Here is a 12,935-nt window from a genome sequence, read left to right as displayed (position 1 = left end):
TGTGAATTATGGCAAAATAAGATGTGACCCCATCCATGTGTTCTTATTGCCATCGTTTTCTGCCTTCATAGAGAAGCCCGCACCTGTAACATTATTACTTGAAAGTCCCGCCGTATTAACGGATATGATGCATAGCACATCAGATTGATTTATGGCGTCAGGCACCGATGTTATAGGGAATTTAAATGAATAAACTGATAGACGCACTCGTACAAACGCTTGGCCCATTGTTTTACTTATTACTATTTTTTCCGCTTTCTTCGGAATTTATCACGGTTTCAAGAAGCATGATACTGCCACCGGATTTGTTGCCGTATTTGTGCCGCCGTATGCTTGGTACCTCACAGCAGAAGGGCTGCTGTGGCATGACGATATTAGCAAAATTAACTGGAATGTGCGTATCAAAAACGACACACGGGCAGCTATATACCTGATCGGGGCAGAGCCTAGAATTGATGAGAAAAATATCATTCAGTACCAAGAGGCATTAGAGGGTTTCACGCTTCATATCAAAGATTATCCTGAAGAAAAGAAAAAGCGCATTGAAGATGCTGCCACTATTTTCATCAAGTATTTAATATCTATGATGGAAGATATGGAACAGGCTTTCAATTATATTATCGATCACGGTACAAAATTTGAATTTACGATGAGCGAACGCACGCAAGCCATCGGCAAGGAACTGGCTGGATTTGACGGAACCGAGGGGTTGATAAAGGATTCAAGTCTTAGCTATAAAGCCCTTAGCGAGATGTATGGCGATAAACAGGCCGCCAAATTGAGTAAAGAACAGCGGAGAAAAATGCGGGGTATGATAGCCCTAATGATCGAGAAATCATTAAATGCAAAGATCAGCCGATTTAAGGACATCTTCGGGCGTGCACCGAATTTAAATTAGTGCGAGCTTTCAGGGTCACGTCTTGTTTAAACACATCGAGTGCACTCGTTTATCGGTATGACCCGACTGCTGCGAATTGCGTCAACAGCAAAAAATTATATATGATATCGTCATCTGATATAGAATGAGTTCTACGTCATGCGCACTATAGTCGATCTTCCCGAAAAAGAGCTCCAAGCAATCAAGGCACTCGCGAAGCGGGAACGGATCTCGCAAGCAGAAGCCGTCCGGCGCGCTGTACGTCACTATCTCGATACCCATCCGCCGCAGCCGACCGAAGAAGCTTTCGGCGTGTGGGCCAACCGCTGCGATGGTCTGTCCTACCAGGAGGCGCTTCGCCAGGAGTGGCCACCTTGAAGGCGCTGTTCGATACGAATATTCTCGTCGATTATCTCAACGGAATCGTCCAGGCGCGTGATGAGCTTAAGCTCTACAATTGCCGACTGATCAGTCTGATAACGTGGATGGAAGTCCTGATAGGCTGCCGGTCTGCCGATGAAGAGCTGCCGGTGCGCCGATTCCTTGCATCGTTCGACCTACTACCGATAGACGCTGACATCGCGGAGCGAGCAGTAACACTCCGCCGTCACGCCCGTATACGATTGCCGGATGCAATTATCTGGGCAACCGCCCAACAGCACAGCGCCCTGCTTGTCACTCGCAACACGAAAGACTTTTCCACGGATCTTCCAGGAATCAGGCTGCCCTACCAGCTTTGAAATAAAAGCTGCCTCTGCACGGCCTCAGGTAGCGTGCCGTCATGCGGTCGCTTCTTCTTGTTTAAAGATGCGGCCCGTGAGCACCGTATGGATGGTTGTCGCATCCAGTGTGCGAGTCGGGTCAGAAAGGGACAGCGGGGCCTTTCCAGGTCGCATCGCGTGGCCCGGATCGGGCGAGCGCCGTAACGGCGTCGCCCCAGCCCGTGCAGTAGCCATCGGTGGGCAAGCCGCGCATCATGTTGAGTAGGCGTTTGGCAAAGATATAGGTGTGAAAAAACGCCAGGACCTGCCGGCGGGTGTTTCCTGTGACTGGTCGTTCGCTGCAGATCAGCTTGTCATCGTACAGGCCGCGCTCGGCGAGGCCGACTGCACCACGCGCGGGGGCTTTGATGCGGGTTCCAATGGCCAGCCGCGGCCCGAGGACCACGGCGTCGAGCAGATCGCCCTCGAGGCCTAGGCGGTCGGGTACGGAGCCGTAGTTGAACGGGCAAGGCAGGGGAGAGATGAAGTCGATACTGCCTGTCGATCCGCGCTTGAGAAAGCTCCATCGGGGAATCTCGATAACCACCTCGACGACGAGATGGCAACTCTCGGTCGTCGCCTGTGGTTCGGCGGCATCGTCGACGATCTCGGTATTCACGGCAGCACCATAATCAGAGTCGAGAGATCATTTAGGCCATCACCCTACACATAAGTCGAAAAAACATAACGAATAGCAAGAGTCATAGGTAGAGTAGAGAACAGGTTACCATTTCCGTAGCGTCAACCTAGCCCAAGTTTAACGTCCCCAAAAATAACTTCCCGATACTCAGAGAGTTAAGATCGGCCGCGGCGGCGAGTGGCACTACATTACGTTCATTTTATAAATCAGCGGGCTCACACGATTGTTTTCTGCACGCCGCCCGGGGCGGGATCGGCCCCGAGGGCCTGATAGATTCGCGCCTGATCGGGCTCGGCGCGGGTGGCCTTGCGCACGTGCAGGGTGCGGCCATCGCCGCGGTTGAACGTGGCGGTGACCCGGCACTGGCCGGCGAGGGTATCGCGTAGCGTGCTCCAACGCTCGCAGATGCCGTGGGCGGCGAGGCGGTGGCGGATGAGCTGGACGAACTGATAGGCGAGCACGGTGATGAACAGGTGCCCCTCGGCGCGCTCTTCCTTGTGATGGAAGATCGGGCGCAGGCCGAGCTCCGATTTCAGGCTTCGGAAGACCGCCTCAAGGTCGGTGAGCATGATGTAGGTGCGCCACATTGTCTTCTCGTCCCAGCCGGTCTCGTTGCTGCGCAGGCAATAGACGCCCGGCTCGGTGACCAGAGAGCCTTTCACGGGCAGGCGCTGCCAGTGGATCGCACGGGCGCGCTCGCCGCTGTCACCGGCGATCACTTCAATGTGGTAGTGCTGGCCGAGGCCGCGGCTTTTCTCCTTGAGCCGCCCGATGCGCTCCCAGAGCTTGTCGATGCGCTTGGTGGTGCCCCGCCGGCTGAGTCCGGTCGCAAGCTTGTCGAGCCCAGCCTCGAAGCGGTCCATCAGGCGTCCGGCGATCGCTTGCTCCTTGCGCACGCGGCCCTCGGAGCGACAATACAGGCGCACCCCCTGGCCATCGGCCAAGGGCACTTTGAGTAGCTCCACGGCCTGCCCGCCGGCGTTGTCGAGGGTGATGGCCTCTTTAAAATCGACCGCGCGGCGGCGCTCGCGGCTGACCACCAGATAGCGGTAGCCCTGCTCGGCCAGCCAGGCGAGGTTGGCCTCGGTGGCCACCCCGCGGTCCATGACCACAAGCGCGCCGGCGGGCGCCGCGAGGCCGGTGAGCATCCCCTGGAGGGTCTGCGCCTCGGCCGCATTGCCAGCGAAGACCCGCGAGCGGCGCACAAAGCCGCAGGCATCGAGCACCAGCGCCAGGGTGAGCAGCGGGCAGTCGCTGCGCCGCTCCTTGGAGTGGCCGTGGCGCGCGGCCGGATTGACCGGTGCCTCGCCCTCGAAGTAAGTGTTGGTCAGATCGTAGAGCGTGATTGTCGGGGCGAGCGCGAACAGATCGCTCACCCGGGCGAACAAATGCCCTTCGAGGGCCGCGCGGTGGCGCAGCAGGATATCGGAGGTACGGTAGAGCTGCATCGGGCTCATCGCCTCGAAGTCCACCTCCAGCAGCTCGCCGAGGCCGCTGCGCCGGGCGAGCCACTGATACGTCGCCCGCTCCGAGCCCGGGGCGGCCATGCGGGCAACGATCAGCCCCAGCGCCGCCGCACGTTGCGGGCCGGTCAGCCCCAGCGCTTGGAGCTGCTCCTCCAAGCCCGCCTGGCGCAGCGCCCACAGGGCGAGCTGCTCGACGCCCACCGAGCGCGGGCGCACCAGTGAGAGCGAGTCCACGTCCACCGACTGCACGTCACCCCCACCGCCGGGTACACCGCCAGCATCGGCCGGTGCCGGCGTACCGCCCTGCTCGGCGAGCAGCCGCGCCGCAATACGCTCGGCCTGGCGCTCGACGGCGAGCGGGAGGCCCTTCCCCTCCTCGTCGAACAGCGCCGCCTGGCCGCTGAGCCGTTGCTCGATGCGCGCACACAACGCCGACCAGTGTGCCTGCGCCACTGGGAAGTGCCGCCCCAGGTTCAACAGGGTGCGCTGGCGGACCTTACCGGCGCGCCGCTCGGAGCGCACCAGACGATACGTGACATACGACTCGCCGGTGGCCGTGCTGCGGGTCTGGGTGCGGCGGATGAACATGCCCGCGAGGCTAGCGTGGGCGGGCGCTCCGCACAAGGGATAACAACAAATATTATGGCACTACATCCAGCGCGCCACCCTCGCCACTATACGAATCAATAACTTCTCTTCGCATACACGCCCAAATCAGCCCGAAATCAGGCAGAGAGCGTTAAAGATGGGCTAGCTATTGCCGCCCCTTCCGTCTGGCGGTGCCTCAATAACCGATGCGTGGCCATGTTGGCCTGCCCCCCCTCACCAAACCATGCATACGGTTCTCTCGTACACGGCTTTCCGATGCCCTTCACACCATACAGAGGTTGCAGCGACGGTAGGATTTTGTGTGGATGCACTTCAATAACGAGCGCGAGCCAGGCTGGCTCTTCGTCGACCAACAGAAAGTCGAGGGGTACGGTACCGGATATATCCGCATTGGCGCTGAGCCCCGTGAAGTCATCGGCCGCTGTCGCGATGACGTAGCCTGCCCGTTCCTTATCCCACCGCAAGCTGGAGAGGCGCCGGTGAGACTACACGGAGCGCAAGGCGCACCCCTTCCAGGTTGCGCCGGAAATACTGACAAGGACATTCAAGGAACTGCGAGATAAGGCCAAGATTGGGGCGGACCTCGCCGCCGATCAGAGGCCAACCTTTCACGAGATTCGGACGCTTGGTGGCGGCCTCTATCGCGAGGCCGGATGGCCTGAGGAGAGGCGATCCAACGCCTCATGGGACACAGCCCACCCAAGATGGCGCGGAAGTGAGGTACGTGGATGCGGAGACCGGTCTGGTGGTGAAATCCGGCTGAATTTTACTCCAGTTTTACCGCCACCTTCCCATCACGAAATAAAGCCGCTCAGCCACTTACGCAAATCACTGACCGGCCTCCAGTTTTGGTCGGGGTGAGAGGATTCGAACCTCCGACCACCTGCACCCCATGCAGGTGCGCTACCAGACTGCGCTACACCCCGGCACATTAGCTGAGCATACACCAGTTCGCGCCATACCGACAAAGAATCCACTTCATCGCTTAAGCATTACGAGAATGTCTTCCAATTCGAAGCGAACTTGGCGGATAACCTGTTGGCTTTGAATCAGGTCCTCTTTGGCGCCCTCGCCGGAGAGTTTCTGGCGAGCTCCACCGATCGTATACCCTTGCTGGTAGAGCAAGGAGCGGATCTGGCGGATCAGAATAACATCCTGGCGCTGATAGTAACGCCGATTGCCGCGGCGCTTGACCGGCTTGAGCTGCGGAAACTCCTGCTCCCAGTAGCGCAGCACATGCGGCTTGACATAGCACAGATCGCTGACCTCGCCGATGGCGAAATAGCGCTTGGCCGGAATGGCCGGCAGCTCGTCATTGTTTGACGTTTCCAGCATACGTTTCTACCCGCGCTTTCAGCTTTTGACCCGGACGGAATGTCACCACGCGCCGAGCGCAGATGGGAATTTCCTCACCGGTCTTTGGGTTACGCCCTGGACGTTCGTTTTTGTCCCTGAGATCAAAGTTACCAAAACCCGACAGCTTGACGGGAGTTCCTTGCTCAAGGGCGCAGCGTATTTCCTCGAAAAAGCTCTCAACCAACTCCTTCGCTTCGCGCTTATTAAGGCCGAGCTCGTCGAACAGACGCTCAGCCATCTCGGCTTTGGTCAATGCCATATGGCCTGCTACTCCCTCAGTTCTGCTTTGAGCTGGTGCCTCAGCTGGCCGACCACACAACTGATGAATTCCTCCACCTCTCTATCCGTTAGGGTGCGCGAAGAATCCTGTAAAATCAAGCCTATGGCCAAACTCTTTCGGCCTACCGACACCCCTTGGCCGCGGTACAGGTCAAAAACCACGATCTCGCGTAGATTCTCCCCTGCAGCGGCACGGATACAATCCTGCACCTGTTGCACCGCAACAGCCTCATCGACGACGATCGCCAGATCCCGACGAATCGAAGGATAACGCGATAGATCCTGAAAGGCAGGCAATACGGCAGCCTCGATCTCCGCCAGCGCCAACTCGAAGACAAACCCTGGCGCACTGAGCTCGAGCGTGCGCTGAACGCGCGGATGCAGCGCCCCGACCCAGCCAACGCCGCGGTCTCCGCGGTAGATACGCGCACTTTGACCCGGATGCAACGCCGAATGCGGTTCAGGAGCGAAGCGAAAGGCCTTGGACTCGCCCGTCAAAGCCAACAACGCCTCCACATCCCCTTTGATATCGAAAAAATCCAGGCTGCGGCGCGGCATGCCCCACTGCTCCGGCCAAGCGGAGCCGCAAGCGATACCCGCGAGGGCCGGCTCCTGCCTGAGCGCCTCGAGGCCGCCGCTGAAACACAATCCAGTCTCGAACAAACGAACCCGCTCATGTTGGCGTTTTTGATTGTGCAGCAGAGCGCGGATCAAGCCGGGCCAGAGGCTCGTGCGCATGACCGCGAGGTCGGCCGAGATCGGATTGGCCAGTGCTATCGGTGCCGCTGCAGGATCCAACGCCTGCTCAAGCTCGCGTGCCACGAAACTGTAGGTGATCGCCTCCTGATAACCCCGATCGATCAATAACTGCCGCAAACGCCGTATGGGGAGCACTCGCTCCGGACGCGCGATCATCGCGAGCTGAGCCGGCGCTCGCCGTGCCGGCAACTCATCGTAGCCCCAGACACGGGCGATTTCCTCGATCAGGTCCACCTCTCGAGCGATATCGAAGCGGTAACCCGGCACGCGAATCGACCAAGCATCCGCACTCGATTCCGTAACGCTCATCCCCAACCGTTCGAGGATCTCGTGCATCTCAGCGTGAGGGATTTCGCTGCCGAGCAGCTGCGCGACCCGTGCGGGGCGCAGCGTAAGCTCCATGACGGGGGGAAGACAGGCCGCATCAGAGGCTTCACGGACCGGCCCGGGCCGCCCCCCCGCAATCTCGATCAACAACCGTGTGGCCCGCTCCATGGCGATGCGCGGCAGGTTGGGATCGACACCGCGCTCGAAGCGATGCGCGGAGTCGGTGTGCAGGCCATAACGACGGGCCCGCCCGGCGATGGTCTGTGGCGCAAAAAACGCCGCCTCGAGAAAAAGATCGCGCGTTTGCTCAGTAACCGCCGTCGGCGCACCGCCCATGATACCCGCCAGCGCCACCGGCCGGTGCGTATCGGCGATCACCAACGTCTGCTCGTCGAGTTCCACGCTCGCGCCGTTGAGAAGCGCCAACTCCTCACCCGCAGCGGCACGACGCACCCGAATATCACCCTCCAGCGTAGACAAATCGAAGGCGTGGAGCGGCTGGCCGAGCTCGAGCATCACGTAGTTGGTGACATCTACCGCGGCCGACAACGGTCGGATGCCGGCCCGACGCAAGCGCTCACGGAGCCACAGCGGTATCGGCGCGCGGGCGTCTACCCCACGTACAATTCGCCCGAGGTAGCGTGGACAATCCGCCGGAGCATCCAGATGAACCAGTCGCTCATCGTCGATTACCGCCGCTACGGATTCGAACGACGGTTCCGTCACGGGCTTGCGCAGCAGCACGCCGACCTCGCGCGCCACGCCGGCCATACTCAGGCAATCCCCGCGGTTGGGCGTGAGATCCACTTCGATGAGATGCTCATCGAGGCTCAAATATTGGCGCAAATCCATGCCGCTCGGAGCATCCTGGGGGAGCTCCAGCAGTCCGGCGGCTTCGTCCGCGAGGCCGAGTTCCTTGGCCGAGCAGAGCATACCCTCGGATTGCTCACCGCGCAGCCGTGTCTGGCGAATGCGCAGCCCATCCGGCAATTGCGCACCCACCTGTGCCAGGGGTGCCTTCAAACCCGTGCGGGCATTGGGTGCGCCGCATACGATCGAAACCAATTCCGAATCGCCGGCGCGCACCTCGCAGAGCTTGAGCCGGTCCGCGTTCGGATGGGGAACACACTGCACGATCTCACCGACAATGACCCCGGAGAAAGCCGGAGCGGCCGCCTGTACGCTGCTGACCTCCAAGCCCGCCATGGTCAAACGACGGCTTAGCTCCGCGGCGGGCACCTCGAACGCCACCCACTCACGTAACCATTGTTCACTGATCCGCATGGAATTCCCCCGAGCTGAATGGGCGAACGCCCGTCCACCACCTAACGGAACTGCCGCAGAAAGCGCAAATCATTCTCGAAAAAAATCCGTAGGTCGTTGACTCCATAGCGCAGCATCGCAAGCCGCTCTACGCCTATACCGAAGGCGTAACCAGTGTAATGCTCGGCGTCGATGCCCACGCACTCGAACACGGCCGGATGGACCATCCCGCAGCCCAACATCTCCAGCCAGCCACTCGAGCTGCACACTCGGCAACCACTCCCGCGACAGAACATACACTGCACGTCCATCTCGGCAGAAGGCTCGGTGAACGGGAAATACGAGGGACGGAAGCGCACGGCGAGATCTTGTTCGAAGAAGCATTTGACGAACTCGTCCAACACCGCTTTTAGCTCGCCAAATGTTACACCATGGTCCACCAGCAGCCCCTCTACCTGGTGGAACATCGGCGTATGGGTCAGATCCGAATCGCAGCGATAGACGCGTCCGGGGGCGATCACACGAACCGGCGCACCCTGCGTCTCCATAATCCGCACTTGCACCGGCGAAGTGTGGGTACGCAGCAAGCGGTGCGTGTCGAAATAAAACGTATCGTGCATGGCACGCGCCGGATGGTGCTCGGGAATGTTGAGCGCGCCGAAGTTATGGTAATCGTCTTCGATCTCCGGCCCTTCCGCCACGGTGAAACCGATGCTGGTGAACAAATCCTCGATGCGCTCCAGAGTCCGGGTAATGGGATGTAGGCCGCCGATCGTCTCGCCCCGGCCGGGTTGCGTGACGTCCACTCGATCGGCTTCCAAACTCTGTGCCAGCTCGACCTCTTGCAATACCTCACAGCGTTCTGCCAACGCCCGCTCCAAGGACTGCTTGACCCGATTGATCGCCTGACCCGCCGCCCGACGCTGCTGCGGTGGCAGCGCGCCCAAGGCCTTCAGCCGAGCGGTCACCACACCCTTCTTGCCGAGATACGCCACCCGTACGCGGTCGAGTTCAGGCAATGAACCGGCCGTCGCCACGGTCCCGATCGCCTCTTGAAGCAGATTGTCGAGTTCCTCAACTTGGGTGGTCATAGCCATCTCGCGGTGACGATAAAAAAAGGGAAAGGCGCCCGCGCTGCTCTTTCCCTTCCGGCCCTCCCAGTGCGCCGCAAACGCGGCGCCGGCAGCCGTATCAGCCGAGACCGGCTTTGGCCCGATCCGCCAGTCCGGCAAACCCGGCCATATCATGCACGGCAAGGTCAGCAAGCACCTTGCGGTCGATCTCGATACCAGCCTTGTGCAGCCCGTCGATCAGCCGGCTGTAAGAAAGGCCGTGCAGACGGGCGGCGGCATTGATGCGCTGAATCCACAACGAGCGAAACTCACGCTTGCGTTGCCGACGATCGCGGTAAGCATACTGACCAGCCCGGATGACCGCCTGCTTCGCCGCACGGAAGGTCTTACGGCGAGCCCCATAATACCCTTTGGCCTTGCCTAAGATCTTCTTGTGTCGGCTATGCGCGATAACCCCGCGTTTGACTCTCGCCATGTTGTTCTCCCGGCATCCGGTTACAGATACGGCAGTAAACGCCGTACCATAGCGCTATCTGCTGGTGCGACCAGCGCCGTGGCGCGCAGACCCCGCTTACGCTTGGGATCTTTCTTGGTCAGAAGATGATTGTGGTACGCATGCGCCCGTTTGTAGCGTCCGCTGGCTGTCTTGCGGAATCGCTTCGCCGCACCCCGATTGGTCTTGATCTTCGGCATCCCAAAACTCTCCGCCTGCGCGATAATAAAAATCGCACTGAACAAAATCCCACCCCCCAGGCCGAGTCGCGGCCTAGCTTGTGCTAAAACCGGGGTGAGCTAACGTGCGCTCCGCTTCGGGGACAGCATCATGACCATCAAGCGGCCCTCCATCCTTGGGCGCTGCTCGATCGCACCGAGCTCCATGAGGTCCGACTCCACTCGCTCGAGCAACTCCAGACCGAGCTCCTGATGCGCCATCTCTCGACCGCGGAAGCGAAGCGTGACCTTGACCTTGTCGCCGTCTTCCAAAAACCGCTTGAGGTTGCGCAGTTTGACTTGGTAGTCACCTTCATCCGTTCCAGGACGAAATTTGACTTCCTTGATCTGAACCTGCTTCTGCTTCTTGCGCGCCGCCTGCTGTTTTTTGGATTGCTCGAACTTCCACTTGCCGTAGTTCATGACCCGGCACACCGGCGGATCGGCATTCCCGTCGAGCTCCACCAGATCCAAGCCAGCCTCCTCGGCGGAATTGAGCGCATCCTCAATGTCGATGATCCCGACCTGCTCGCCCTCCTCGTTGATCAGGCGAACATTCGGAACCCGAATTTCGCGGTTTACCCGCCTGTTGTCTGTGGTGCCACCACGGCGCACCGCCGGTTTCCTTCTCGCAGCGATCCTTTAATCCTCCGCAACGATACGACCGAGCTGTGCCACCTCACCACTCAGCCGTTCAATGAAGGCTTTCAGCGGCATGGACCCGAGGTCTTCACCTTCGCGAGTCCGCACGGCCACGGTCATGGATTCACGTTCTCTTTCCCCTACGATTAATAGATAGGGAACCTTTTGCAGGGTATGCTCGCGGATTTTAAAGCCGATCTTCTCGTTTCTCAAGTCCCCATAGGCGCGAAAGCCGTGTTCTGCAAGGCGTTTTTCAATGCCGCTGGCGTAGGCGCCTTGGCGATCCGTGATATTGAGCACCACGGCCTGAATCGGAGCTAGCCACACCGGCCACGCGCCGCCATAGTGCTCGATCAAAACCCCGATAAAACGCTCGAACGAGCCGAATATGGCCCGATGCAGCATGACCGGAACCAACCGCGCACCGTCCTCGGCGACGTATTGCGCACCTAACCGCTGCGGCATCGAGAAATCCACCTGCATTGTGCCGCATTGCCAAACCCGACCCAGGCTGTCCTTCATCGACAGCTCGATCTTGGGCCCGTAGAAAGCCCCCTCTCCGGGCTTGACCTCCCAATCCAAACGCCTCGCCCGGAGCGCTTGATCGAGAGCCTGCTCGGCCTTGTCCCAGAGCGCATCGGCGCCGACTCGCTGCTCCGGGCGGGTCGACAGAGCCACGATAACCTCATCAAAGCCGAAATCGCGATAAACCGCCTCGGCCAGATCCAAGAACCCCGCCACTTCGCTCTGGATCTGCTCCTCGGTACAGAAGATGTGCGCATCATCCTGCACGAAGTTACGCACCCGCATCAGGCCATGCAGCGTCCCCGACGCCTCATTGCGGTGACAGTTGCCGAACTCGGCCAAGCGCAAAGGCAGATCCCGATAGCTCTTCAGCCCCTGATTGAAGATCTGCACATGGCACGGGCAGTTCATGGGCTTGACCGCGTAGTCTCGCTTCTCGGACTCCGTGGTGAACATATCGGCACGGAATTTCTGCCAGTGCCCCGAACGCTCCCAAAGACTGCGATCAACCAGCTCCGGGGTACGAACCTCACGGTAGCCATGCGCGTCGAGCTTGGCGCGCAGATAGTCCTGCAGCAACAGATAGACTCGCCAGCCGTTCGGGTGCCAAAACACCATTCCAGGGGCTTCTTCCTGCAAATGAAAAAGATCCTGGATTTTGGCGAGCCGACGGTGGTCGCGCCGCTGAGCTTCCTCGAGAGCGTGCAGATAGTGCTGCAGCGCCTTGCGGTCCGGCCAGGCGGTACCGTAGATGCGTTGGAGCATCTCGTTGCGGGCGTCCCCACGCCAGTAAGCGCCGGCAACCTTGGTCAGCTTGAACGCCTTGAGCATACCGGTGCGTGGCACGTGCGGTCCGCGGCACAGATCGATGAAATCACCCTGGCGATAGAGCGAGACCACCTCGGCCGGCGGGATCTCCTCGATGATCCGAGCCTTGTACTCCTCGCCGATGCCGCGGAAAAATGCCATCGCCTCCGAGCGGTCCCAAACTTCCCGCTGCACCTCGATATCCGCGCGGGCGAGTTCCTCCATCCGCACCTCGATCGCCCGTAAATCCTGCTCGGAAAAGGCTCGCTGGTAGGCAAAATCATAGTAAAAGCCGTTTTCGATCACCGGGCCGATGGTAACCTGAGCGTCCGGGTACAGCTGTTTGACCGCCTGCGCAAGCAAATGGGCGGTGGAATGACGAAGAATCTCCAGGCCTTCGGCGTCCCGGCTGGTCACGATCGACACCGCGCCATCCTCTTGGATGAGGTGATCGAGATCCAGCACGCGGCCGTCCAGGCGACCCGCCACGGCGGCTTTGGCCAGCCCGGGGCCGATGTCCTCGGCCACCTGCCGCAGGGTGACCGGGCGGTCGTAGCGACGCTCACTGCCGTCGGGAAGCGTTACGGTAGGCATCTATACTCCGCAGTGGTGGCCTATACGAGGGGCCACTTGTCTCGCTCCGCCGTTGGTTGCCGGTCGGAACGCAAGATCGCATCGCCCACAGCGATGCCTAGGAAGAATGCGGCTGGTAGGCGCGAGTGGACTCGAACCACCGACCCCCACCATGTCAAGGTGGTGCTCTAACCAGCTGAGCTACGCGCCTGAGCTGATCGGATAATATACCGAAGGCCCCGCAATGTGACAAGGCGCATGGGGAAC

The 12,935-nt window shown here is 60.0% G+C and carries 13 protein-coding genes and 2 tRNA genes; 3 read left to right on the top strand and 12 right to left on the bottom strand.

The features are described 5' to 3' along the window. Positions 1-319: 319 nt before the first annotated feature. The 3 genes from NB231_RS15470 to NB231_RS15460 all read left to right on the top strand — a co-directional run bounded on the left by NB231_RS15470 (position 320) and on the right by NB231_RS15460 (position 1,617). Positions 320-898 (top strand): hypothetical protein, encoded by a 579-nt coding sequence (locus tag NB231_RS15470; protein WP_005004693.1) that lies wholly within the window; start codon positions 320-322, stop codon positions 896-898. A gap of 138 nt (positions 899-1,036) precedes the next feature. Then, positions 1,037-1,255 (top strand): ribbon-helix-helix domain-containing protein, encoded by a 219-nt coding sequence (locus NB231_RS15465; protein WP_005004691.1) that lies wholly within the window; start codon positions 1,037-1,039, stop codon positions 1,253-1,255. Further along, the gene (locus NB231_RS15460) at positions 1,243-1,617 is read left to right on the top strand and encodes a type II toxin-antitoxin system VapC family toxin (protein WP_005004690.1); all 375 of its coding nucleotides are present in this window, start codon (positions 1,243-1,245) and stop codon (positions 1,615-1,617) included. Before NB231_RS15465 ends, NB231_RS15460 begins: the two co-directional genes overlap by 13 nt. A 121-nt stretch (positions 1,618-1,738) precedes the next feature. On the opposite strand, the gene NB231_RS15455 is transcribed toward NB231_RS15460, so the two are convergent. From NB231_RS15455 to NB231_RS15395, 12 genes are all read right to left on the bottom strand, one after another. After that, the gene (locus NB231_RS15455; protein ID WP_005004688.1) at positions 1,739-2,257 is read right to left on the bottom strand and encodes an inorganic diphosphatase; all 519 of its coding nucleotides are present in this window, start codon (positions 2,255-2,257) and stop codon (positions 1,739-1,741) included. 236 nt (positions 2,258-2,493) lie between these two features. Further along, on the bottom strand, positions 2,494-4,332 hold the full coding sequence (locus NB231_RS15450) for an IS1634 family transposase (RefSeq protein ID WP_005004684.1): 1,839 nt from the start codon (positions 4,330-4,332) through the stop codon (positions 2,494-2,496). Positions 4,333-5,202: 870 nt separating this feature from the next. Then, positions 5,203-5,279, bottom strand: a tRNA-Pro gene (locus tag NB231_RS15440). 52 nt (positions 5,280-5,331) lie between these two features. Next, positions 5,332-5,688 carry a MerR family transcriptional regulator gene (locus tag NB231_RS15435; RefSeq protein ID WP_005004681.1) on the bottom strand — a complete coding sequence of 119 codons (357 nt, stop codon included), beginning with the start codon at positions 5,686-5,688 and terminating at the stop codon, positions 5,332-5,334. Continuing rightward, on the bottom strand, positions 5,666-5,968 hold the full coding sequence (gene ihfA / locus NB231_RS15430) for an integration host factor subunit alpha (protein ID WP_005004673.1): 303 nt from the start codon (positions 5,966-5,968) through the stop codon (positions 5,666-5,668). Before ihfA ends, NB231_RS15435 begins: the two co-directional genes overlap by 23 nt. Positions 5,969-5,976: 8 nt before the next feature. Beyond that, entirely contained in the window at positions 5,977-8,358 is a 2,382-nt protein-coding gene (gene pheT / locus NB231_RS15425; protein WP_005004671.1) for a phenylalanine--tRNA ligase subunit beta, read from the bottom strand. 41 nt (positions 8,359-8,399) lie between these two features. After that, entirely contained in the window at positions 8,400-9,428 is a 1,029-nt protein-coding gene (gene pheS, locus NB231_RS15420; RefSeq protein ID WP_005004669.1) for a phenylalanine--tRNA ligase subunit alpha, read from the bottom strand. 100 nt (positions 9,429-9,528) lie between these two features. Then, entirely contained in the window at positions 9,529-9,885 is a 357-nt protein-coding gene (gene rplT, locus NB231_RS15415; protein WP_005004665.1) for a 50S ribosomal protein L20, read from the bottom strand. 20 nt (positions 9,886-9,905) lie between these two features. Continuing rightward, positions 9,906-10,103, bottom strand: a complete 198-nt coding sequence (gene rpmI, locus NB231_RS15410; RefSeq protein WP_040662557.1) for a 50S ribosomal protein L35 — start codon at positions 10,101-10,103, stop codon at positions 9,906-9,908. A 99-nt stretch (positions 10,104-10,202) separates the two neighbouring features. Then, complete coding sequence (gene infC, locus NB231_RS15405; RefSeq protein ID WP_005004661.1) at positions 10,203-10,736, bottom strand: translation initiation factor IF-3; 534 nt, start codon at positions 10,734-10,736, stop codon at positions 10,203-10,205. A gap of 27 nt (positions 10,737-10,763) precedes the next feature. Then, a complete protein-coding gene (thrS, locus tag NB231_RS15400) occupies positions 10,764-12,689 on the bottom strand; it encodes a threonine--tRNA ligase (protein WP_005004660.1) in 1,926 nt (641 codons plus the stop codon). A 113-nt stretch (positions 12,690-12,802) separates the two neighbouring features. Further along, positions 12,803-12,879 (bottom strand) — tRNA-Val (locus NB231_RS15395). Between the last annotated feature and the right edge of the window lie 56 nt (positions 12,880-12,935).

The sequence above is a fragment of the Nitrococcus mobilis Nb-231 genome (assembly GCF_000153205.1).
Taxonomy (GTDB): Bacteria; Pseudomonadota; Gammaproteobacteria; order Nitrococcales; family Nitrococcaceae; genus Nitrococcus; species Nitrococcus mobilis.
Note: the sequence above shows the minus strand (reverse complement) of the source record. Positions and strands in the feature narration are given on the sequence as shown.